Origin of the sequence: Cycloclasticus sp. PY97N (assembly GCF_002443175.1) — a bacterium.
Classification (GTDB): Bacteria; Pseudomonadota; Gammaproteobacteria; order Methylococcales; family Cycloclasticaceae; genus Cycloclasticus; species Cycloclasticus pugetii.
Window position 1 is genome coordinate 449427 of the sequence record NZ_CP023664.1, and the last position, 22397, is coordinate 471823.

The 22397-nt window shown below is 43.3% G+C and carries 21 protein-coding genes; 12 read left to right on the forward strand and 9 right to left on the reverse strand.

The genetic code is table 11. From position 1 onward, the window contains the following. Positions 1–12 precede the first annotated feature (12 nt). Genes CPC19_RS02260 through def form a run of 6 tightly spaced genes read right to left on the reverse strand, consistent with a single transcriptional unit; the run spans position 13 to position 6901 of the window. On the reverse strand, positions 13–1380 hold the full coding sequence (locus CPC19_RS02260) for a sigma-54 dependent transcriptional regulator (RefSeq protein WP_015006912.1): 1368 nt from the start codon (positions 1378–1380) through the stop codon (positions 13–15). Between the two features lie 28 nt (positions 1381–1408). After that, complete coding sequence (locus CPC19_RS02265; RefSeq protein WP_016390846.1) at positions 1409–3556, reverse strand: ATP-binding protein; 2148 nt, start codon at positions 3554–3556, stop codon at positions 1409–1411. Continuing rightward, a complete protein-coding gene (locus tag CPC19_RS02270; RefSeq protein ID WP_016390847.1) occupies positions 3538–4134 on the reverse strand; it encodes a DUF4390 domain-containing protein in 597 nt (198 codons plus the stop codon). Before CPC19_RS02270 ends, CPC19_RS02265 begins: the two co-directional genes overlap by 19 nt. Beyond that, positions 4116–5432 (reverse strand): 16S rRNA (cytosine(967)-C(5))-methyltransferase RsmB, encoded by a 1317-nt coding sequence (rsmB, locus tag CPC19_RS02275; protein WP_016390848.1) that lies wholly within the window; start codon positions 5430–5432, stop codon positions 4116–4118. The genes CPC19_RS02270 and rsmB overlap by 19 nt, the downstream gene beginning before the upstream one ends. A 1-nt stretch (position 5433) precedes the next feature. Continuing rightward, positions 5434–6357, reverse strand: coding sequence for a methionyl-tRNA formyltransferase (fmt, locus tag CPC19_RS02280; protein ID WP_016390849.1), 924 nt, complete (start codon positions 6355–6357; stop codon positions 5434–5436). Between the two features lie 13 nt (positions 6358–6370). Then, positions 6371–6901: a peptide deformylase gene (def, locus tag CPC19_RS02285; RefSeq protein ID WP_015006907.1), complete on the reverse strand. Its 531-nt coding sequence runs from the start codon at positions 6899–6901 to the stop codon at positions 6371–6373. Positions 6902–7041: 140 nt separating this feature from the next. Here def and CPC19_RS02290 point away from each other — a divergent pair, with 140 nt between their 5' ends. Genes CPC19_RS02290 through hemF form a run of 7 tightly spaced genes read left to right on the forward strand, consistent with a single transcriptional unit; the run spans position 7042 to position 14047 of the window. Then, positions 7042–8058 (forward strand): LysM peptidoglycan-binding domain-containing protein, encoded by a 1017-nt coding sequence (locus CPC19_RS02290; protein WP_016390850.1) that lies wholly within the window; start codon positions 7042–7044, stop codon positions 8056–8058. A 2-nt stretch (positions 8059–8060) separates the two neighbouring features. Continuing rightward, positions 8061–9221, forward strand: a complete 1161-nt coding sequence (dprA, locus tag CPC19_RS02295) for a DNA-processing protein DprA (protein ID WP_016390851.1) — start codon at positions 8061–8063, stop codon at positions 9219–9221. Positions 9222–9242: 21 nt separating this feature from the next. Continuing rightward, positions 9243–9719 (forward strand): DUF494 family protein, encoded by a 477-nt coding sequence (locus tag CPC19_RS02300; RefSeq protein ID WP_015006904.1) that lies wholly within the window; start codon positions 9243–9245, stop codon positions 9717–9719. An 8-nt stretch (positions 9720–9727) separates the two neighbouring features. After that, positions 9728–12019 (forward strand): type I DNA topoisomerase, encoded by a 2292-nt coding sequence (gene topA, locus CPC19_RS02305; RefSeq protein WP_016390852.1) that lies wholly within the window; start codon positions 9728–9730, stop codon positions 12017–12019. Positions 12020–12037: 18 nt separating this feature from the next. Next, positions 12038–12553: a 5-(carboxyamino)imidazole ribonucleotide mutase gene (gene purE / locus CPC19_RS02310; protein ID WP_015006902.1), complete on the forward strand. Its 516-nt coding sequence runs from the start codon at positions 12038–12040 to the stop codon at positions 12551–12553. Between the two features lie 7 nt (positions 12554–12560). Further along, a complete protein-coding gene (locus CPC19_RS02315) occupies positions 12561–13115 on the forward strand; it encodes an L-threonylcarbamoyladenylate synthase (RefSeq protein ID WP_016390853.1) in 555 nt (184 codons plus the stop codon). 17 nt (positions 13116–13132) lie between these two features. After that, a complete protein-coding gene (hemF, locus tag CPC19_RS02320) occupies positions 13133–14047 on the forward strand; it encodes an oxygen-dependent coproporphyrinogen oxidase (RefSeq protein ID WP_016390854.1) in 915 nt (304 codons plus the stop codon). A 12-nt stretch (positions 14048–14059) separates the two neighbouring features. Here the strand turns inward: hemF and CPC19_RS02325 are convergent, their stop codons facing one another. Continuing rightward, the gene (locus tag CPC19_RS02325) at positions 14060–14725 is read right to left on the reverse strand and encodes a phospholipid-binding protein MlaC (protein WP_016390855.1); all 666 of its coding nucleotides are present in this window, start codon (positions 14723–14725) and stop codon (positions 14060–14062) included. A gap of 305 nt (positions 14726–15030) precedes the next feature. Between CPC19_RS02325 and hemB the strand changes: the two genes are divergently transcribed. Together hemB and aroE are read left to right on the forward strand one after the other, a co-directional pair. Then, complete coding sequence (gene hemB / locus CPC19_RS02330) at positions 15031–16044, forward strand: porphobilinogen synthase (protein WP_016390856.1); 1014 nt, start codon at positions 15031–15033, stop codon at positions 16042–16044. Beyond that, entirely contained in the window at positions 16044–16856 is an 813-nt protein-coding gene (gene aroE, locus CPC19_RS02335; protein ID WP_016390857.1) for a shikimate dehydrogenase, read from the forward strand. Before hemB ends, aroE begins: the two co-directional genes overlap by 1 nt. Positions 16857–16887: 31 nt before the next feature. Here aroE and CPC19_RS02340 read toward each other — a convergent pair whose 3' ends face one another. Together CPC19_RS02340 and CPC19_RS02345 are read right to left on the reverse strand one after the other, a co-directional pair. Beyond that, entirely contained in the window at positions 16888–18060 is a 1173-nt protein-coding gene (locus tag CPC19_RS02340; protein WP_016390858.1) for an EAL and HDOD domain-containing protein, read from the reverse strand. Between the two features lie 59 nt (positions 18061–18119). Beyond that, on the reverse strand, positions 18120–18656 hold the full coding sequence (locus CPC19_RS02345; protein WP_015006895.1) for a gamma carbonic anhydrase family protein: 537 nt from the start codon (positions 18654–18656) through the stop codon (positions 18120–18122). A gap of 52 nt (positions 18657–18708) precedes the next feature. Here CPC19_RS02345 and CPC19_RS02350 point away from each other — a divergent pair, with 52 nt between their 5' ends. The 3 genes from CPC19_RS02350 to prlC all read left to right on the forward strand — a co-directional run bounded on the left by CPC19_RS02350 (position 18709) and on the right by prlC (position 22396). Further along, entirely contained in the window at positions 18709–19281 is a 573-nt protein-coding gene (locus CPC19_RS02350; RefSeq protein ID WP_015006894.1) for a LemA family protein, read from the forward strand. After that, on the forward strand, positions 19281–20219 hold the full coding sequence (locus tag CPC19_RS02355) for a hypothetical protein (protein ID WP_016390859.1): 939 nt from the start codon (positions 19281–19283) through the stop codon (positions 20217–20219). Before CPC19_RS02350 ends, CPC19_RS02355 begins: the two co-directional genes overlap by 1 nt. Positions 20220–20320: 101 nt before the next feature. Beyond that, positions 20321–22396 (forward strand): oligopeptidase A, encoded by a 2076-nt coding sequence (gene prlC / locus CPC19_RS02360; protein ID WP_084709599.1) that lies wholly within the window; start codon positions 20321–20323, stop codon positions 22394–22396. Position 22397 lies beyond the last annotated feature (1 nt).

Consider the following 22397-nt stretch of genomic DNA (forward strand, 5'->3'; position numbering starts at 1 on the left):
CGATAGCGCGAGTTAGCGTTTTCCTTTAAACTCAATGCCCAAGGCATGAAGTTTGCGGTAAAGGTGAGTTCTTTCCATGCCAGTTGTTTCAGCCAGTTTAGTAACGCTGCCTTTGTGCTGATCAAGGTGGTAATCAAGGTAGGCTTTTTCAAATTGTGCTCTAGCATCTTTAAGGGGTAAATCATAAAAGATTGGTATGTCGTTTGATGTTATGACGGATCTTGCAGATTCACCGAGCGTTGTTTTGACTTCAGTTAGACCGATCTCGTCCCCAATGCCTAGTATTAAGAGGCGTTGAACCACATTCCTTAGTTCGCGTATATTCCCTAACCACGTATAATCGCTTAAAAATTGTTGCGCCGCAATGGTGAATTTACGTTTTGGTAAGTTTTCTCGCTTTATGTAGTGCTGGAGATAGAAATCTAATAGTAAAGGGATATCCTCTTTTCTATCTTTTAACGAGGGCAAATGAAGGCAGGCGACATTCAGTAAATAGTATAAGTCTTTTCTAAATTGACCATTTTGAATGGCTTCTTCCAGGTCTCGTCGGGTCGAGGCGATAACTCTTACATCAGCTTTAACTTCTTCGTGGCCGCCAATGCGTTGAAATGATTTAGATTCTAATGCACTCAGTAAGCGGTGTTGGGTTTCACTGTCCATGTCACCAATTTCATCGATGAACAAGGTACCGTGGTTTGCTTTTTCCAATAAACCGTAGTGAATAGAGTCGCCGTCTTCACGACCAAAAAATTCTTCTAAGGCATTATGGGAAGTGATAATACCTGTATTCAACTCTATAAAAGGCCCTTGTTTTCTGGTGCTATGTTCGTGAATATATCGTGCGAGTGTTTCTTTACCGCTACCAGGTTCGCCCGTTAATAATATGCGAGTGTCATGCTGTCCGAGTCGGCGTGCCTGCTCAAGAAGTTGTTGAATTTGTGGGCTGCTGCCAAGAGGCTCCTGAATGGTATTTGAATATTGTTTAAGGTCGATATTCTCTTGTTTAAGTTTTTCAGCTTCCAGTGCGCGTTCAATGGTCAGTAATAGTTTGGCAATGGATAATGGCTTTTCTAGAAAGTCATAAGCGCCTAAACGCGTGGCTTCCACAGCGGTTTCAACGGTGCCGTGCCCAGACATCATAATGACCGGGCAAGATAAATCTCCCGATGTAGACCAGTCTTTTAATAAGGTGACGCCGTCGGTATTCGGCATCCAAATATCCAGTAAAATTAAGTCATGGCGACACTCATGACGTGCTTGCTGAGCGGTTACAGCGCTATCAGCAGTAGATACTTCATAGTCTTCATCTTCGAGAATATCCCTAATTAGGCTGCGAATATCGGGTTCGTCGTCAATAACAAGAATATGAGGTTTGTTCATAAAGTGTATCCGTAATGATTAGGTTTTTTTAGGGAGTCGTAATAGGGAGTTGAATAATGAAATTAGCCCCGTGTGGAGTAACCGGCTTGGTAATGATCGTGCCGCCATGTTCCTCGATGATTTTTTTAACAATAGCCAGTCCAAGCCCAGTACCTTTCTCTTTGGTCGTCGCATAGGGCTCGAAAATGCGTTCAATATCGGAATTATCTACGCCTGGGCCATTATCAGCAATACAAATCTCGATTGAATCATTGGCTTTATTGTAGTTGGCCGATATGTTGATTTCTCCAAATTCGTCGTCAGCAATGGCTTCTTGCGCATTTTTTATCAGGTTAATGAAAACTTGTCGTAATCGAACTGGGTCTGCATAGGCGTTGGGTAAATCGTTATCAATAGTTACTATAAGGTGTTGAACTTGGCCTTGATACAAAGAAGCGATGTCATCGATAAGCTGGCTTATTGATATCACTTGGGGTTTGGACTGTGGTGGGCGTGCGAAATTCGAAAAGTCATTGACCATGCTTTTTAAGGCGCTGACCTGTTGTACGATGGTCTCTGTCGATTTTTTCAGTACTTTATTGGCATCATCATTGAGCTGTGAGTGAAGTTTTCTTTGTAGCCGTTCAGCAGATAATTGAATCGGGGTTAAAGGGTTTTTAATTTCATGTGCTAGACGTTGAGCGACTTCGCTCCACGCCGCGTTTCTTTGTGACTGGATAATGGGGGTAACATCATCAAAAATTAACACGTAACCAGATAATGTTTTATCGGCGGCATACAAGGGAGTGCCTTTTAGACGTAGAGTTTTCTTTTGATGGTTAATATAGAAGATGAATTCTCGTTGCCATTCTTTTTCTTTAGCGGAAAAATTATCAATCAGTAAACTGGTAAAGGCTTCTAATTCTGGGAATTTAGCGGCAATGTCGGCAAGTGAGTATTCAATACAGGCCGATAAGGGGTGTTCGAGAATCTGGTTGGCACCATAATTGGTTGTTTTAAGTCGTAACGTAAGGTCAAAGCCTAAAACACCATTAGAAAGGTGGCTTAATATGGTTTCTAAATGAGCATGTTGGTTCTCCGCGTCTCGTTGGGCGTTATAGGCTGCTTGTCGAGAGCTAGATATTCGCAATGTCATGGCATTAAAAGAATTAATGAGGAAGCCAAGTTCGTCTTTTCGATTGGTTTTTAGTTTCTTTTCGTAATTCCCTTCGGCAATAGCTTGAGTGCCTTTGACTAATTGGCGAATCGGTGCGACTAGCTCTCTTGCAAACACAAAGGCTGCCCAGCTAGCAGCTAAAATACTAAATAGTAGAGCAAGAGAGAGTGTCAGGGTGAAACTAAACTTTAAAGAGTCTCGTAAATAACTGAATTCTTGATAGGTCGTATAAGCATTTTCTACCGAGTCGGCTAATTGACTAATATCTTCGGGTATCTCATAGATGGCTTGTAGGTAGCGCCTTGGATTGGTGTTTTTAATTTCCACGATGCTGCGGACAATTAAGCCTTTATCGGAGCTAGGTTCGAAGCCAATAAATTCTCGGTTTTGTTTGGCGAGCAGAAGCGTTGAACTGTCAGGCGTATTGGGAATGAGTACGCTGGGATCAATGTTAGTTGTGGCAATAATCTGCCCTTGTCTTGAAAAGGCGGTGAGTTCATTGGCATTGGTTTGTGCGCGTAGGCCGGCTAAGGTTAGCGATAAAAAGATATCTGGTTCGCTTTCTAGCTGACTAGCTAATTGACGAGTCTCCTTCATTAAGGAAAGAGTACGGTTATCTAGGGATCGGCGGCTCAGTGTTAATGAGCTTTCCATCGCGGTGTCTATTTTTGCATCAAACCAACTGTCAATACTTTGGTGTAGGAGCTGACTAGAAAAGTAAAAAACAATGCCAGTTGGGATCACAGAAATGGCAAAAAAAAGCAGCACAATGTGTACCGTAATACGTGAACCAACGGCTTGAGTTGAAAACTGTTGCCAAAGCCAGCGAATGTTTGAGAATAGCAGTCCGAATAAGAAAATAGTGCCTGCGATATTGATCAGAATAAGTGCAGAAAACAAGCCATTGAATTGAGAGTTAGACTCTGTTGCATGGCTCATCAAGTACAGGCTAAATAGCAGGCTGAGTAACACACCTGCGGGAATAAAATAGGCTCTCTTTTTTACTGGGCTAGTGGCCATTGAAAGGTATTGCTACGTAAGTGCCAGCCAGGGGTTATATAAGCTAAAGGGCGCATTGGAAGTGGTAATGCTTCAATATTTAGGTAGGCGTTTAAAGAAGCATTGGCATTAATGTGAGGGCTGTTTGTTAATGTGTATATAGGGATGTCAGTCAGTGTGCCTAATGAGTGAAGCGCTGCCGAAAGGCTGGAAAAGTTAAGTCGTATATTATTGGTGGTATCAGAGACTTGATAGATTTTAGCTAAAGTATGGTATCTCAGTTGATAGGGTAGGGTGAGGTTTGTATGGTGTTTGTTCCAAAGCCATTTTCTAGGTTCAGTGATTGAAAGGTCAATGTTGAAGGTAAGAGTGACTCCGTTGTGCAAAGCTTCGATGGCTTCATCGCTGAGGTTATAGACTATAAGACTGTTGAGCAAAAAAGTGCTGTCTTGCTGCGTTAGTGTGGCTGTTTTTATGGTGATATTGGGTTTTTCATCGGCCAGTAGGTTTGCTGGTAATAGCAGGCAAGCAAAAAAAAGCATGAAGAAGGAGAGTCGACAATAAAAGCGAATCGCCGGCATTAGATTTTTGTTAAACATGCGTAATAAAAACCATCCATATTGTTATCACCCGGTAAAATTTGCTGGCCATGTTCACAAGTGTGACCCCATTCAGCATTTATTTTAATTTCTTTTGCATCAGGGTGTTCGGCCAGAAAAGTAGATATTTGTTGGCTGTTTTCAGCTGATAATATAGAGCAGGTTGCATATAAAAGCACACCCTTTTTATCGAGCAAGGGCCAGATGGTTTTTAATAGCTTGCTTTGTAGTTCGATAAGAGCAGGAATGTCGGATGGTTGACGTAATATTTTAATGTCGGGGTGGCGTCTGATTACGCCTGTAGCGGAGCAGGGTGCATCTAGTAGAATGCGTTGAAAAGGTTTTTCATCAAACCATTCGTCGGCTTCTAGTGCATCAACGGTCATGACCTCAGCGTTGAGCTTTAATCGTTGAAGGTTTTCTAGAACACGTTGATTGCGCTTTTCATCAATATCAAGCGCTAGCAGAGAAACGGTGCCGGCGGCCTGTTCTAAAATATGGGCTGCTTTACCGCCTGGCGCTGCGCAGACGTCTAATATGCGTTGTCCGCCTTTAATGTCTAACAGTTCAGCCGCCAGTTGAGCTGCGCCGTCTTGTACTGAAGAGGCACCCTGCCAGAAGTCAGGCAGTTGATCAACATTGACCGGTTTTTCCAGTGTTAAACCTACTGTGTTGAAAGGGGTTTTTGTTGCGTGAATAGCGTTGTCGCTTAATTGCTGTAGATAGTGGTCTCGCGTGACTATTTTTTGATTAACCCGAATGGACATGGGCGGGTACTGGTTGTTTGCGGCAAGAATTTTTTTAGTTTGCTGTCCCCAACTTTTTGATATTTCTTTGACGAGCCAATCTGGATGAGAGAAGCGTTGGTTAAGTTGTTCGTCAACGGTTTTTTCAAGTGATTCTCTGTTGCGTAAAAAGTTGCGTAAAACGCCATTAAGCACACCGTTCGCCCAGCTTTTTTTTCCACGTTTACATTGGCTTACAGTCTCTGATACGGCGGCGTGGTCAGGTGTGCTGAGATAAATAATTTGGTACAAGCCGATTAAGGCCAGTACAGTAATATCCAAGTCTTTAGCTTTAAAGGGTTTCTTCAATAAAAGGTGGAGAATGGCATCGAGACGACTGTGCCAACGAAGAGTGCCGTAGCAAAGTTCTCGACAGAATGCCTTTTCACGAGGCTCTAAATTTTCACTTAAACTTAAGGCATCGGTGAGTGATTTGCCGTGTTGGATAACGGCGCATATAACAAGAACAGCCGTTTCCCGGGCAGAATGGCTAGTGTTTTTCTTTGCGTTCATCTTAGCCTAATGTTAATGCGTTGATGTGATGTGCAGATAGGTAGTCGGACGCGGACATGCGCCGTTTATTAGCAGGTTGAAGCTCGTTAACTTCAATGAAGTAATCGCCACAGGCAACAAATAATTTATTTTTCTCAGTGTTAACCTCTCCTGGCTGCCCGGAAGTGGGAAGTTGGGTGACGGTTGCCTGCCAAATGCGTAAGGGTTTGTTGTTGAGAAGCGTGTGGGCTACCGGCCATGGGTTGTAACCTTGAATACTGCGTTGAACGTCAGCAGCTGGTTTGCTCCAATCTATCAGGGCTTCTTGCTTACTGAGTTTGTGAGCATAGGTCGCTTCATTGTTGTTTTGGCGGCTCGGGCTAAGTTGTTGTGCGTCAACGAGGGGCAGTAAATCTATTAAGGCGTTGGCGCCTAAGGTCGATAATTTATTGTGGAGGCTGCTGGAAGTGTCCTCGGGCTGAATAGGGAGAACAGTTTTTGACAACATATCTCCGGTGTCGAGGCCGGTATCCATTTGCATTAGGGTAATGCCAGTTTCTTTATCGCCCGATAAAATAGCACGTTGAATAGGTGCGGCGCCGCGCCAGCGAGGCAATAAGGAGGCATGGATGTTAATGCAGCCAAATCTGGGTGTATTCAAGACAAGGTCTGGCAAAATAATACCGTAGGCGACAACAATCATAAGGTCTGCCTGATACTGTTCTAGCGTTGTTATCGATGCTGCTGATTTGAAGTTAACGGGCTGTTCAATGGGTATATTAGCGTCCAATGCGCATTGTTTGACGGGGCTAAGTTGAACTTTTCGTCCCCTGCCGGCCGGTCGGTCTGGTTGTGTATAAACAGCGCAGACATGATGCTGACTAGCCATAAGCGCTTGAAGCGTTGGCACTGAAAAATCAGGCGTGCCTGCAAATATAATGTTCATGTTTAAAGGCCAGCTATAGCGAGTTGGATTGAGTTGTTTGTTCGGCTCGTTCTTTATCCATTCGCACTAGCTTCTTTCGAATGCGATTGCGTTTTAAAGGAGATAGGTAATCGACAAATAATTTTCCGTCTAAATGATCTATTTCATGTTGAATGCATACGGCCAATAAATCGTCAGCTGTTAGCTCGAAAGGCTTGCCATGTTCATCTTGAGCGCTAATCGTTACCGACTCTGCTCTTTCTACGTCTTCATAAAATCCAGGGACCGATAGACAGCCTTCTTGCATTACTTCAATGCCTTCTTTATGAGTGATAACTGGGTTAATGAGGCAAAGCTGTTCGTTTTTATCTTCAGAGACGTCAATGACAATGAGGCGTTTATGGTAATTCACCTGCGTTGCGGCAAGTCCAATACCGGGCGCTGCGTACATGGTTTCAAACATATCGCGAATAAATTGCCTTAATTCGTCATCAAAGACGGTGATATCGGTGGCTTTTGTTCGTAGCCGTTTGTCAGGAAAATGCAGAATATTTAATTTTGTCATATTGGAAGGGGGTGAAATATGCGACGGTGGCCAATTGTTTAGAGTGAATTCTAACGAATTTAGGTTAAACTTTGAATAGTCAATATTTTAAGCTAGACTTAGAGTGTTATTAAATCGCCAATAAAAGGAAGATCGTGGCCATGAAAAAATTATTAGTGTTAGTGGTTGGAGTGTTGTTGAGTTGGAGTGTACTGGCAAACGATATTAAGCTGAACCCATCACACCCGGATCGCTACGTGGTTGTAAAAGGAGATACACTTTGGGATATTTCTGCACGTTTTCTACAAACGCCATGGCGTTGGCCAGATATATGGCAAGCGAATGATCAAATTGCGAACCCACACTTAATTTACCCCGGCGATATTATTGAGTTGTCTTTTGTAGATGGCGTGCCAAGGTTGACTTTAAAAAGAGGTGATGGAAAATTATCGCCCTCAATTCGGCGTTCTAGTTTAGCGGATGCCATTCCTGCAATACCGATTGATGCCATTGCACCCTTTTTAAATAGTCCAAGAGTGATGACGGAAGAGGAGTATGAGTCTGCGCCTTATGTAGTGGCATTTGATGATGAGCATATTCTCGGAAGTCCGGGCTACAAAGCGTATGTCCGTTCATTTCAAGACGGCATAGCCGATGGCTACATTATTGTGCGACAGGGCGAAGAATATTTGGATGGAGAAACTGGGGAGTCATTGGGTTTCGAGGCGGTCTATATCGCAGAGTCGACGGTAGAGCTGAAAGGAGACCCAGCGACTGTGATGTTGTCTAAATCAACGCGTGAAGTACGAAAAGGTGATCGTTTGTTACCGGCTATCGAAGGACCGATTGTTCAAAACTACTTCCCTCATGCGCCAAAGAGCAATATTAGAGGGCAAATTGTTGGAATCGTTGATGGTGTGTCGAAAGTAGCAAAATATGATGTGGTGGTGATTGACCGTGGCGAACAAGACGGCGTTGAAGTGGGTCATGTGTTACAAATTGATCGAGCAGGCGAAACGGTTAGAGACATCATTGCTGGTGGTGGCGCAGAAGTGACGTTACCGGATGAAAAGGCCGGCGTGTTAATGGTATTTAGGGTGTTTGACCGAGTCAGCTATGGTCTCGTGATGGAAAGCTCTCGCGTGATACACCGCCACGATGTTGTTCATACCCCGTAGTATTGGATAGCTCCAACGGGGAAGACGGGCGAGTTTCTTCAACGAGCATTCTTGCTTCTGATTATCGTCCTTGGTTAGCTTTATGGCGAATTACTGGCGTTGGTGCTAAAACATATTTATCGTTATTGGAGGTCTTTGGTACGCCGGAAAATGTTCTTGGCGCCTCCGCAGCATCGCTCAAGCAGGCTGGGCTTTCTTCAACGGTTATTCAGCAAATAAAAAACCTGGATGAGCGTGAAATTGAGCCAGATTTAAACTGGCTCAAACGTGAAGATTGTCACCTTATGTGTTGGTACGATGAAGATTACCCGCTTTTGCTTAAAGAAATTCCAGACCCGCCGCCTATTTTATTTATTCGTGGTAATCGTAGCTTGTTAGGATCTTTGCAAATAGCCATGGTAGGAACAAGAAACCCTTCACCAATGGCCATGAAAACAGCGCATGCATTTTCAAAAAGCTTTGCCACCTTTGGCTTAACAGTAACGAGTGGTTTAGCATTAGGCGTTGATCAAGCGGCGCATGAAGGTGTTTTAGAGGCCGGCGGAAAAACAATCGCTGTCGCTGCTACAGGGCTCGATAGGGTTTACCCCGCTGGTCACAAGCCGTTGGCTGAAGAAATTATTAAATCTGGTGCGTTGGTGTCGGAATTTCCAATTGGCACACAACCAAAACCGGGCTATTTTCCGAGAAGGAATAGAATTATTAGCGGCTTAAGCTTGGGTGTTTTGGTGGTTGAGGCGGCGATAAAGAGTGGAACCTTGATAACAGCAAAACATGCAATGGAACAAGGCCGGGAAGTGTTTGCAATCCCCGGGTCGATTCACAATCCGCTTGCAAAAGGCTGCCATCATTTGATCCGACAAGGGGCTAAATTAGTTGAAACGGCTGAAGATGTACTTGAAGAGTTAGGTAACTTATCGTTGGCGGCTCTCAGTGAAGATGATGGGCAGAACGAAGAGCTTAGGTTGAATAAGACATCAATAACGGGTGATTATGCTGTTTTACTTGAAAAAATTGCGTTTGACCCCATCTCCGTAGATGAACTAATAACAGAAACTAATTTTACAGCCGAAGAGATTTCGTCTATGTTACTGGTATTGGAGCTTCAAGGTTTAGTGTCATCTGCGCCTGGAGGCCTTTTCTATCGGTGTTCAGCCGAATAAATAGAGATAAAATTAAAATAAATGAAAGAAACTATTTTTGAAGTACTTGTGTATTTGTTCGAGCATTATATTGATGCGGGCGATGAAAAGGCCCTTGAGCAAGGCAAGTTAAAAACTGAATTGCTGGAAGCAGGATTTACAGAAAACTATGTTGATCGAGCCTTTGATTGGATGGGTGAGTTAACGACTCAACCATCGCAGGTGATAGAAAACTATGTTGGTCAAAGTGCGATCCGGGTTTATTCAGCCGAAGAACGATTACGTTTTGATGTTGATGCGCAAGGCTTCTTGTTGTTTTTAGAGCAGACAGGGATTATCGACTTAACACGCCGTGAGCTGATCATTGATAGAGCGATGGCCTTGGGTGATGCGCTTCTTTCTGTAGATCATGTGAAGTGGGTCGCGTTAATGGTGCTGTTTAGTCAATCTGGCATGGAAGGTCATTATTCACAAATGGAGGAGCTGGTTTACGGCGATACTCCATTCGAACTTCATTAGGTCTTATTATGTCAGCTCTTGTCATTGTTGAATCGCCAGCAAAAGCAAAAACCATTGAAAAATACTTAGGCAAAGGATTTACTGTTCTAGCGTCATATGGCCACGTGAGGGACTTGGTTCCGAAGGAGGGCGCGGTAGACCCGGACCATGATTTTGCGATGAAGTATTCTTTGGTCGAAAGGAATCAGCGTCATGTGCAGGCGATTACAAAGGCGATGAAAAAAGCCGATGAGCTTTATCTTGCAACCGACCCGGATAGAGAGGGTGAGGCCATTTCATGGCATGTTTCTGAGTTATTAAAGGAAAAAAAACTGCTCAAAGATAAGCCGGTACATCGAGTGGTTTTTCATGAGATTACTAAAAAATCAATTCAAAAAGCGATACAGGAGCCGCGTGAATTATCAATGGATATGGTTGATGCGCAGCAAGCTAGGCGCGCACTCGATTATTTGGTTGGTTTTAATTTGTCGCCGTTGTTATGGAAAAAAATCAGACGCGGCTTATCTGCTGGACGGGTTCAAAGCCCAGCGTTAAGATTAATTGTTGAACGTGAATTAGAAATAGAAGCTTTCAATAGTCGTGAATATTGGAGTATTGAAGCGGCAACTAAGGCGGCTAACCAATCTTTTAAAGCCAAGCTAACACATGTGGATGGCGAAAAGCTGACCCAGTTTAGTGTCGAAAACGCGGCGGATGCGAATAAAATAAAAGACGATATTGTGGCTGTTGCCGCCAATAAATTATTGGTTAAAAAGCTACAAAAAAAACAGCGTAAACGTAACCCAGCCGCCCCCTTTACAACCTCCACACTTCAGCAAGAAGCATCTAGAAAGTTAGGTTTTACAACTAAAAAGACCATGCAGATTGCTCAGCAGCTTTATGAAGGGGTAACCATCGGTTCAGAATCAATTGGTCTGATAACGTATATGCGAACAGATTCGGTGAACTTAGCGGCTGAAGCGGTTGATGAAATTCGTCAATTGATTGAATTGCGTTATGGTAAAGAGAATCTACCTAAACAAGCGCCGGTTTACAAAACTAAATCAAAAAATGCTCAAGAAGCCCATGAGGCTATTCGTCCAAGCTCAGCAGCAAGGATTCCTGATGAAATTAGAGGGTCGTTGTCGAATGACCAATATAAACTCTATTTATTGATCTGGAAACGCGTGGTGGCCAGCCAAATGGTTCATGCGTTGATTGATGGGGTGAGTGCAGACCTAACCTGCGGCAAGGGCTATGTTTTTCGGGCCACAGGTTCAACGGTAAATAAACCCGGTTTCATGTCAGTGTATCTTGAAGGTAAAGATGACAGTAAAGAGGATGATGACAATAAGGAAAAAATGTTACCACCTCTGGAAGAAGGTGCGCTAGTTGATTTGCAAGAGGTGATAGCGAACCAACATTTTACTGAACCGCCCCCTCGTTATGGTGAGGCAAGCCTAGTTAAAGCGCTTGAAGAGCATGGAATTGGCCGGCCATCGACCTATGCATCGATTATTTCAACATTACAAAATCGCGACTATGTAGAGCTAGAAACGAAACGCTTTTATCCGACTGATGTTGGGCGAATTGTAAATAAATTTTTAACGCAGCATTTTACGAATTATGTGGATTATGACTTCACCGCTAAATTAGAAGATGGCCTGGATGCCGTTTCAAGAGGTGAAATGCAGTGGTTGCCATTAATGAAGACGTTTTGGCAGCCATTTAAAACACTGATTGATGATAAGGAAGTCAGTGTTCAACGTAGCGATGTTACGCAAGAGGCGCTGGAGGAAAAGTGTCCAGAGTGCGGTAAACAGCTATCGATTCGCTTGGGTAGAAATGGACGGTTTATTGGCTGTACGGATTACCCCGAATGCAGTTATACGCGTAACTTGAATGATGATGCCGCTTCTGCAGAGCCTGAAGTTGTTGAAGGGAGAAAATGCCCAAAGTGTGAATCTAATTTAATTATTCGCACCGGTCGATATGGCAAATTTATAGGTTGTAGTGCTTATCCAGATTGTAAGCATATGGAGCCTTTGGAGAAACCAAAAGACACGAATGTTGTTTGTCCTGATTGTAAAAAGGGAACAATACTTGAACGTAAATCTCGAAAGGGTAAAATATTCTACTCGTGCTCTAATTATCCTAAGTGTAAATATGCATTATGGAATGAGCCGATTAATGAGCCATGCCCAAATTGTAATTGGCCTATTTTGACATTAAAAACAACTAAAAGACGTGGCACTGAAAAAGTCTGTCCACAACAAGAATGTTCCTACGTAACGCCATGCGAAGAAATGGCTAAAACTTAATAAATTAAAAGGTAAATGATGCAAGATAATAAAACATTTGTAGCCGTTTTAATGGGCTCTGACTCTGACTTTCCTGTTATGCAGGCAACACTGGATGTATTAAAAGGATTAGACATACCGTATGAGGTGAGAGTGACCTCAGCACATAGAACGCCAGTAGAAACACATGCCTACGTTACCGATGCCGATAAGAGAGGTTGCGCGGTCTTTATTGCAGCAGCAGGTCTGGCTGCTCATTTAGCAGGAGCAGTGGCGGCTAATACCGTTAAGCCTGTTATTGGTGTGCCGCTTGATGCGGGTTCTTTACAAGGGCAAGATGCATTATTGTCGACCGTACAAATGCCAGCAGGTATCCCTGTTGCTAGTGTAGCGATTGGTAAGCCGGGTGCAAAAAATGCGGCTTATCTTGCCGCTCAAATTATCGGCTTGTTTGATGAGGGCGTTGCACAACGAGTACGTGCAGATAGAAAAGCGTCAGGCGAAGCTGTTATTAAGAAAAACCAAGCCCTGCAAGAAAAGCTTCAACAAGGGTAATCCGGTTGTGCCATCAGTTTGGCAAAAAAAACGGTTTGTTGCTCAACTTCAAGCCGGTGGTCTTGTAGCCTACCCAACAGAGGCCGTGTTTGGGTTAGGCTGCGACCCATTGAACGAAGGGGCAGTTTATCGACTGTTAGATTTAAAAGGGCGATCGGTTAGTAAAGGCTTGATTCTTATCGCATCTGATTTTTGTCAACTTGAACCTTATGTGCAGCCTTTATCTGATGACCTTATGTCAAAAATAAAGGGCCAGGTATCGGAGCCAACAACTTGGTTACTGCCTGCAAAAACATCGGTGCCAGCATGGTTGACAGGTGGGCGGAGTAATATAGCGGTTCGTTTGACACAGCATGGCCTAGCTAAAGAGCTGTGCCAGTTAGCTGGTACAGCGATTGTGTCTACTAGTGCTAACATGTCGGGTTGTGAGGCAGTAAGAACGGCGTATCAAGCGCGTCTAAAGTTTTTGTCGAAAAATGTTTATACAATAAGTGGCCAAGTAGGTGGCTTTTTGAATCCCAGCCGAATCATCGACCCCTTTTTAAATAAGCAATTACGTTAACCTAAGAGATTTTATTGATGTCTGCACCCAATCCCCAGCGTGTTAAAGACTACCTGTTGGCTTTGCAAAACAACATTTGTAGCAGTATTGAAGGCCTTGAGGAAGAGGGTGGTTTTAAAGAAGACCTATGGGATAGAGGGGGCGATACAGGCGGAGGGCGTACGAGGCTGATAGAGAATGGCAAGGTGTTTGAGCAGGCGGGGGTTAATTTTTCGCATGTAAGAGGTGACGCCTTACCCGGATCAGCAACACAGAATCGTCCCAAGTTGGCGGGGCGAAATTTTGAAGCAATGGGCGTTTCATTGGTGATACACCCTCGTAATCCTTATGTACCGACATCACATGCTAATGTGCGATTTTTTATCGCAGAAAAAGACGGTGAAGCACCAATTTGGTGGTTTGGAGGCGGCTTTGATTTAACGCCTTATTATGGCTTTGAAGATGATGCAAAGCATTGGCATCGGCAGGCAAAAAAAGCGTGCGAACCTTTTGGTGATAATGTTTATAACGATTATAAAAAATGGTGTGATGAATATTTCTTTTTAAAACACCGTAATGAACCACGCGGTATCGGAGGGCTTTTCTTTGATGATTTAAATGAAGGGGGGTTCGAACGTTGTTTCAAGCTGATGAAGAGCGTGGGTGACCACTATATTTCTGCCTACCAGCCTATTGTCGAGCGACGTAAAAGCTTGCCGTATACTGGCAAGGAACGAGATTTTCAGCTCTATAGGAGGGGCCGCTATGTAGAGTTTAACTTGGTGTATGACAGAGGAACCCTGTTTGGGTTGCAAACAGGTGGCCGTACGGAATCCATTTTAATGTCATTGCCACCACAGGTTAGCTGGCGTTATAACTGGCACCCAGAAGCAGGGACAGCTGAAAGCGAACTGTATGATGTTTTTTTACAGCCTAAAGATTGGCTTGCTTAAACAGAGCTGTTATTAAGACTTGTTGCTCGTTTCTTCTCGAACAAGTTGGCTGTCTGTTTCTGATAACTTGTTTTTTTCGGCTAATTGTTGAATAACTTGATCGAGTCCGCCGGCGCTTTTGATGGTTTTAGAAAAGCTCGCTTTGTAATTAGTTACCATGCTAATCCCTTCGATGATCACATCATACGCTTTCCATTCGCCAGCTTTGTTAAGGGCCATTCGGTAATTAACAGCAACGGGTGGGCGAGAAGGTTGAATAATTTCAGTTTTAACCATTAGCCTTGTGTCTGTTGGGTCGAAGGTCATTGGTATGAAATGTATGGTCCATTCATCAAATTCTTTAAAGGCAGTGGCGTAAGTATTTACCAATAAGCCCTTGAACTCTTTTTGGAATGAGGTTTTTTGCTCTTCGCTTGCTTTACGCCAGTGTTTACCTAAAACAAGTCTAGAAATTTTATTTAAATCAACACGAGGTTCAAGTACTTCGTTGACCAACTGAAAAACATAATCAAGGTCATCGAGTTTACTTTTATCCTTTTGAAGGATGTCGTGTAACAGGTCAGATGTTTCTTGGATGACTTGTTGAGGAGGGTTTAAGTCTTCAGCGCTTGCAAATGAGCTAATTGTTAATGCAAAGGCGAAGAGCCCGACGGTTAAAAAACCTTTTAGTTTGTTCATTGTCTATATCCTGTTCTTATTTTGTAGTGCCGGGTTATCCCCTGGAATAGATTATTTTCTTGTCCTATTGCAGCTTCATTTATCGTCATTGCCCCTCTCTGGTGGCAGGGGTTGTAAAAAGACGCTAGTGTAGGCATTGTCGGGCAAGATACAATACTTAATTAAAGTTTATTAGGTGTTTAATTAAGCGGCCTTTGATCTGTGTTTGTAAAAAGTATAGTCGATCAGTTTAATTTTTCTACAGTGTTTTGTCGACTAAGTCGTTAAAATGTCAAAAATGATTATAGCTTGAAATGGTGGGTAAAATGAAGATCAATAAAACAAACTCGATTCTAGTCAGAAGGCAACGACGTATGCGATCAAGCCAGTTTAGTCGCCGTTTAATGCGTGAAACAGTGTTAACAACGGATGATCTGATTTACCCCGTATTTGTGATTGAGGGCGAGAGCCAACGTCAAACAATCGATTCTATGCCGGGTGTTGAGCGACTTAGTATTGATTTGTTGGTGGACGAAGCGCGTGAACTCGTGACACTAGGGGTGCCTGCGATTGCCTTATTTCCTGTGACGCCCGCGAGTGTTAAAACAAGTTCAGCAGAGGAAGCGTGGAACCCGCAAGGTTTGGCGCAAAGAGCAGTTCGGGCGTTAAAGGCTGCATTGCCGGAGCTAGGTGTTATTACCGATGTCGCCTTAGACCCTTTTACAACTCATGGTCAGGATGGGTTGATTGACGATACTGGTTATGTGTTAAACGATGACACGGTGGAGGTGTTGGTAAAACAAGCCTTGTCCCATGCAGAAGCGGGGGCTGATGTGGTGGCACCCTCAGATATGATGGATGGTCGTGTGGGTGCAATCCGCGAAGCACTGGAGGTAGAGGGCTATACGAATACTAAAATTTTGGCCTATTCGGCGAAATATGCGTCCAGTTTTTATGGCCCGTTTAGGGATGCAGTGGGTTCTGCGGCTCAGTTAGGAGCAGGCAATAAGTACAGTTATCAAATGGACTGTGCAAATACCGATGAGGCATTGATTGAAGTCGGCTTAGATATTGAAGAAGGTGCTGACATGGTAATGGTCAAGCCAGGCATGCCCTACCTAGATATTGTTCGTCGGGTGGCTGAATCGTTTGACACCCCCGTATTTGCTTATCAGGTGAGTGGGGAGTACGCAATGATAAAGGCAGCGGTGCAAAATGCTTGGCTTGAGGAGCGAGCGGTTGTTTTAGAGTCTTTACTGGCATTTAAACGGGCAGGTGCGCAGGGTGTTTTAACTTACTTTGCAAAAGATGTGGCACGCTGGCTAACGGAAGAAAAATAATGACGGATCGCTACGCAGTATTTGGGTTTCCCATTGGGCACAGTTTATCACCTATTATTCACCGACAGTTTGCTGATCAGACTGGGCAGCAATTAAGCTATGAGGCGCAGGAAGTGAAGCCCGACGTGTTTAATGAAGCGCTTGCTGATTTTTTTAAGGCTGGTGGAAAAGGTGTTAATTGCACCGTACCTTTGAAAGAGCTCGCATATGAAGCAGTAGACCAATTAACACAGCGCGCTAAATTTAGTGGGGCGGTTAATACGATTAAGCGTTTAGACGATGGTTCTTTATTAGGTGATAATACCGATGGTATAGGGCTGTTAACTGACCTTTGCACAAATTTAGGGGTGGAGATAGATGATCAGCGAGTCCTTGTGTTGGGTGCTGGCGGAGCATCTCGTGGAATACTAGGGCCGTTGCTCGAGGCAAAGCCTAGGCAACTTTATTTGGCTAATAGAACTGTCTCAAAAGCAAAAGCAATGGAAGTTTTATTTTCTTCATTGGGCCGAATTCAGTCTTCAAGCTATGAAGACTTAGCAGGAAAGCAATTTGATTTGATCATTAATGCGACATCGGCCAGTTTAAGTGGTTCTTTGCCTGAGATAGCAAATGGCTTATTGTCGCCGAACGGGGTTTGCTATGATTTGGCGTATAGTGAGCAGCCGACAGCATTTGTGTGTTGGGGTTTGCAAGAAGGCGCCCGCTTATCAGTGGATGGTCGGGGTATGTTAGTCGAGCAAGCAGCGCATGCGTTTCATCTTTGGCGTGGAGTTATGCCTGAGACTTCAGCCGTCTTAAAGGGGCTAAAGTAAAGCGCATTGAAATGCTGTTGAGCTTGTAAAGTTAAATGGATGAGCTAGCATCATCAGCCCATTGGCATGCTTTTAAATAGTCGTTTGAATAGTTATCACCTATGGGCCAATTAAGTTGCTGCTCATGTTTAATGATTATTTTTAAGACCTCACCCATCTCACCTTTTTGTTCAACTAAGGCGTCTATAATCTCACTTTTCAAGGGTAGGGGTTTAACGGCCTCCTTCATTGTCATGTCTAATAAGGCATCCAATGTAGACAGCAGCCCCATTAGAAAATAGCTGTTTGGGTGTGCTTTGTCGTTCTTTACGGCAATGTTTTCTGCCAATTTAGCACGTACTAAGGCATGCTTTATAAGCTCTAAGGGTTTAGAAGGGATGCTGCGCAAGCTAATTAATGTCGCCCACTTCTTTGTTTCATCAATACCTAAGATAACAATGGCTTGTTTAATTCGTTCAATGGGGTTTTTGAACGAGAAGCTGGCAGAGTTTAAATACTTTAAAAGCATATGGGTAAGATTAGGGTCCTTTTCAATGGTGCTTTCGAGTTCAGACATTGAAATGTCCACCTGGTTAACATGGGCTAGAAGTTGGATGATAGCAAACGTGCTAGCGCTAACAGTACGCCCTTTTATTAACTCTGGTCTTGAAAAAAAATATCCCTGAAATAGCTCGCAGCCTATTTGCTTATAGGCATTGAAGTCGTCGAAGGTCTCTATTTTTTCAGCTAAAAATTGTATAGCACAGGGTTGGAGTTTTTCAATTAAGGCTTTGTTGACCTCGATGGAGGTGAGGGTTAAATCAAACTTAATAATAGAGGCTAATTCGATTAAAGGGTCCCATTTTGGGCTGTACACGAAGTCATCAAGAGCGAAAGTAAACCCCTTTTCTGAAAGCTCTTGAGCTCTTTCGATAAGACTAGCGTCAGGTTGAATGTCTTCTAATAACTCTAAGATAACTTGCTCAGAAGGCAGAGCTTCAATCAGAGGGCTAAATAAATCTTCATACGATATATTGATAAAAACAAAGTGGTTGTTTGCTGCTTTTTGTAACCCTAAGTCTAACGCAGAAGAAGCGATAACCTCAGCAGTAAGAGAATGTGTTTGTTGCTTTTCATCTTCAATCGGGCGATACAAGAATTCATAGGCGTGAAGTTCTAAGGAGCGGTTTAGTATGGGTTGTCGAGCAAACGAGAAATGACGCATGACAGTAGCCCTTAGGATAATTAATGAATGATACCTTTCAGTTTAGTTGAAGAAACGCATTAGGTTGCCTCGTTAAGGTATTTATTTTTCAATCGAACGTAGTTCTGCGGTGAATAGGTTAAAAACTGGGCTTCTTTTTCATTAATGGGCCGAGCTTTTTTGACTGGAGAGCCAATATATAAATAGCCACTTTCTAATACCTTTCCCGGAGGGACAAGACTCCCAGCACCAATTATCACTTGGTCATTGACGATAGCGCCATCCATCACAATAGCGCCCATTCCAATCAGGCAACGATTACCAATGGTGCAGCCATGCAGTGTCACCTTATGCCCAACGGTTACGTCTTCTCCAATCACAACAGGGTAGCCCCCCGGGTTAAAGTCACTGGCATGGGTAACGTGTATAACGCTACCATCTTGAATATTAGAACGACGACCAATTTTAATACTATGAATGTCGCCACGAACAACGGCTAATGGCCAAATAGACACATCGGCAGCAAGTTCAACGTCGCCAATAACAACGGCGGTATCGTGGATAAAGGTAGAGTCTTCAATTCGCGGTGTTTTAGAGTCAAAAGATTTAACGTGCATGTGCGATTTCCTGTTCTATACTTTAGTGAGTATTTGTTAAAGGGAGAAAGACATGAGTGTATCAGGATTTATGGCATTGGCCGTTATTGTTGTCTTAGTGGGCTATGGAATAGCGTTGTATAACAGCTTAGTGAGCTTGAAACATAGCGTATCAAAAGCGTGGTCAAACATTGATGTGTTGCTTAAGCAGCGACATGATGAGTTACCAAAATTGGTTGAAACGTGTCGGCAATACATGAAACATGAGCAAGACACCTTGGAAAAAGTTATGTTGGCGCGCTCGGGCGTTTCAAATGCCCTAGGCGAGTCAGATGTGGCGGCATTAGGGAAGGCGGAAACACAGATGCGGCAAGGTCTCATGAACCTATTTGCCGTTGCCGAAGCCTACCCTGAACTAAAAGCAAATGAGTCGTTTAAAGAGCTGCAAAATAGAATAAGTCAGCTAGAGAATAACATCGCGGACCGACGTGAATTTTATAATGAAAGCGTGAATTTAAATAATGTCCGTATTGAGCAATTTCCAGATGTATTGATAGCAAAATTCTTTAACTTTAATGATTTTGATTTATTAGAGTTTGAAGCGTCACAAACGGCCGATGTTAATGTTAAAAAATTATTTGAATAATGAATGAGTGGGCAGAGGCCATTGAACGCTTGCCGGCTGATGAGTTTTGGGTATATTTTATTGCTACATGCCTAATTTCCTTGGCCTGCCTATATTTTTATTTTCGTTATTTGTGGCGTTATCGCATTATGCAGGACACGCCGACGGCACTGATCAGGTCGGCATCACAAGGTTATAACGAGTTTGCTGGCATCGCTAGATTATTACCTGGCGAGCCTATTATTGCGCCCTTAACGAAGCAAAGCTGTGTTTGGTATTGGTATAAAGTAGAAGAGAAACAGTCGCATTATGTGCGGGGGCGTAGCCGTACCAGTTGGAGCCTTTTTGAAACTGGTATTAGTGACGGCGTGTTTTCTCTGCATGGTAAAACGGGGCGGGCAATTGTTAACCCAGATGATGCTGAAGTAATCCATTCGGTTTCTGATACTTGGTATGGCAGTTCACCTTTTCCAACCGCAGGTCCAAAAGGCTTTAGTTCAAGTGCGTTTGCTCTTGCTAAGCGATACCGTTATAGCGAAAAACGCATTCATGAAGGTGATCAATTGTATGTTCTTGGTGACTTTAAGTCGTTTAAGGAACTGGCGTTGCCAACAAAGGATGAGTCTTTAGCGGCGATATTAAGGCAATGGAAAAGCAACCCGCGGATGCTATTAAACCGTTTTGATGAAGACCGCGATGGGCACATTGATTCAGCGGAGTGGGAAAAGGCTGTTCTTATTGCAAAACACCAGTTGGCAGAGGAGTTAGCCCGTCAGCACCGTGGACCTGTTGAGCATTTAATTGAAAGACCAGTGAGTAGCCGTAAACCATTTTTAATTTCAACAAAAAATGAGGCAGTGCTTACCGCGAGGTTTCAATATAAATCTTGGGTGTCGCTGTGTTTGTTTTTTGCGATAAGTGGGGTGGCGCTGTGGATGATGAATGTGCGTATGGGCTAGTTTTCTAAAGACCAGTGTCGATTTTCTTTGGCAGTCAGCTAGGCTTCTTAGTTTAAGTATTCGTTATGCAAAGTGTTGAGGCTTGGAAGCTGCACTGAAGCATGCGAAAATACTTTATTTTTCAACTGTATAAAAATATGACAAACCCTTTATTAGAAGAATTTGAGCTTCCGCACTTTAGTGAAATAACTGCAGCCGATATTGAGCCAGCTATTAATGAGGTGCTAGCAAAAAATAAAAGAGAAATAGCTTCTTTGCTTGAGGGGGGCAAAGAATACAGTTGGGAAAACCTGGTGCACCCGATTGAATTGATGGATGATTATTTAAACCGAGTGTGGTCGCCAGTCAGTCACTTAAACTCGGTGATGAACAATGACGAGTGGCGTGAAGCGTATTCTAATTGTTTACCTAAGCTCAGCGAATACTCAACAGAAATTGGCCAAAATAAAGAGCTCTACCTTGCTTATCTTTCGATTAAAAAAGGGGCTGAGTATAAGGTATTGAGCACGGCACAAAAAAAGATTATTGATAATGCGTTGCGCGACTTTGAGTTGTCGGGGGTGGCTTTGCCGAGTGATAAAAAACAACGTTATATGGATATATCGCAGCAATTGTCGACATTAACGAACCAATTTGAAGAAAATTTAATGGATGCCACCAATGATTGGAGTCAATTGGTGACAGATGAGGCTGATTTGCAAGGCTTGCCCGCATCGGCGATGGATCTACTCCGTCAAACAGCGCAGCAAAAGGACCAAGACGGTTGGATGCTGACGTTAGAGTTCCCGTGCTATATGGCAATGATGACGTATGCAGATAACCGTGAGTTACGCTATGCCATACATCATGCTTTTGTAACAAGGGCGTCTGATCAAGGAACTGGCAAAGAAAGCTGGGATAATTCACAGTTGATGAAAGACATCGTGGGCTTGCGACATGAAAAGGCACAATTGTTAGGTTACAAAAGTTATGCTCATTTATCGTTGGCCACCAAAATGGCCGATAAGCCTGAGGATGTACTGACATTTTTAAATCAATTGGCCGATAGCTCTTTGCCAATGGCTAAAAAAGATTATGCGACCTTATGTGACTTCGCTGCTAAGCAAGGACATAAAGGTGCTGTTGAATCGTGGGATGTCGCTTATTATTCAGAAAAGCTACGTCAAGAGAGGTATCAGTTTTCTCAAGAAGAAGTGAAGCCATATTTTCCTGCAAATCGTGTATTAACAGGGATGTTTAAGGTGGTTGAGAAACTGTATGGGCTTAATATTTCAGAAGTAAAAGACGTTAATACCTGGCATAAAGATGTGCAGCTTTTTTCCATTACGGATGAAAAAGGTGTTCACCGAGGTCGGTTCTTTATTGATCTTTTTGCTCGTCCGCATAAGCGAGGAGGGGCTTGGATGGATGAGTGCGTGACCCGTTTTAAAAAGAAAGACGGGGTGCAAACGCCGGTTGCGTATCTAACGTGTAATTTCACCCCACCTATCGGTGAAGACCCATCGTTGCTAACTCATGGCGAAGTAGAAACGCTCTTTCATGAGTTTGGACATGGCTTGCACCATATGCTGACACAAGTTGATTACTTAAGTGTGTCCGGCATACATGGTGTGGAATGGGATGCCGTTGAGTTACCTAGCCAGTTTATGGAAAACTGGTGCTGGCAAGCAGAGGTAATGCCGTTAATTTCTGGTCACTATAAAACGGGTGAGGTACTGCCACAGGAAATATTTGAAAAAATGTTGGCAGCGAAGAACTTTCAGTCGGGTATGCAGATGGTGAGGCAGATTGAATTTTCAATATTTGATTTTCGAATTCATTTGGAATATGACGCAACAAACGATTCGCAAATTTATGATGTGTTGGAACAAGTTAGAGCGGATGTTAGTGTTGTTAAAACACCAGAATTTAATCGTTTTCCGAATAGCTTTTCACATATTTTTGCAGGAGGTTATGCGGCAGGCTATTACAGTTATAAGTGGGCGGAGGTTCTATCTAGCGATGCTTTTTCGTTGTTTGAAGAAAAAGGAATCTTTGATGAGCAAACAGGGCGTTCTTTTTTACACAACATTTTAGAAAAGGGAGGGAGCGATGATGCGCTTGAATTATTTACAGCGTTTAGAGGAAGAAAGCCAACAATAGATGCTCTCTTGAAGCATTCAGGCATTGCAGCATAAG

Coding starts and splice junctions, on each gene's coding strand:
- CPC19_RS02260 (WP_015006912.1), bottom strand. CDS start 1,380: ATGAACAAACCTCATATTCTTGTTATTGACGACGAACCCGATATTCGC.
- CPC19_RS02265 (WP_016390846.1), bottom strand. CDS start 3,556: ATGGCCACTAGCCCAGTAAAAAAGAGAGCCTATTTTATTCCCGCAGGT.
- CPC19_RS02270 (WP_016390847.1), bottom strand. CDS start 4,134: ATGTTTAACAAAAATCTAATGCCGGCGATTCGCTTTTATTGTCGACTC.
- rsmB (WP_016390848.1), bottom strand. CDS start 5,432: ATGAACGCAAAGAAAAACACTAGCCATTCTGCCCGGGAAACGGCTGTT.
- fmt (WP_016390849.1), bottom strand. CDS start 6,357: ATGAACATTATATTTGCAGGCACGCCTGATTTTTCAGTGCCAACGCTT.
- def (WP_015006907.1), bottom strand. CDS start 6,901: ATGACAAAATTAAATATTCTGCATTTTCCTGACAAACGGCTACGAACA.
- CPC19_RS02290 (WP_016390850.1), top strand. CDS start 7,042: ATGAAAAAATTATTAGTGTTAGTGGTTGGAGTGTTGTTGAGTTGGAGT.
- CPC19_RS02300 (WP_015006904.1), top strand. CDS start 9,243: ATGAAAGAAACTATTTTTGAAGTACTTGTGTATTTGTTCGAGCATTAT.
- topA (WP_016390852.1), top strand. CDS start 9,728: ATGTCAGCTCTTGTCATTGTTGAATCGCCAGCAAAAGCAAAAACCATT.
- purE (WP_015006902.1), top strand. CDS start 12,038: ATGCAAGATAATAAAACATTTGTAGCCGTTTTAATGGGCTCTGACTCT.
- hemF (WP_016390854.1), top strand. CDS start 13,133: ATGTCTGCACCCAATCCCCAGCGTGTTAAAGACTACCTGTTGGCTTTG.
- CPC19_RS02325 (WP_016390855.1), bottom strand. CDS start 14,725: ATGAACAAACTAAAAGGTTTTTTAACCGTCGGGCTCTTCGCCTTTGCA.
- hemB (WP_016390856.1), top strand. CDS start 15,031: ATGAAGATCAATAAAACAAACTCGATTCTAGTCAGAAGGCAACGACGT.
- aroE (WP_016390857.1), top strand. CDS start 16,044: ATGACGGATCGCTACGCAGTATTTGGGTTTCCCATTGGGCACAGTTTA.
- CPC19_RS02340 (WP_016390858.1), bottom strand. CDS start 18,060: ATGCGTCATTTCTCGTTTGCTCGACAACCCATACTAAACCGCTCCTTA.
- CPC19_RS02345 (WP_015006895.1), bottom strand. CDS start 18,656: ATGCACGTTAAATCTTTTGACTCTAAAACACCGCGAATTGAAGACTCT.
- CPC19_RS02350 (WP_015006894.1), top strand. CDS start 18,709: ATGAGTGTATCAGGATTTATGGCATTGGCCGTTATTGTTGTCTTAGTG.
- CPC19_RS02355 (WP_016390859.1), top strand. CDS start 19,281: ATGAATGAGTGGGCAGAGGCCATTGAACGCTTGCCGGCTGATGAGTTT.
- prlC (WP_084709599.1), top strand. CDS start 20,321: ATGCGAAAATACTTTATTTTTCAACTGTATAAAAATATGACAAACCCT.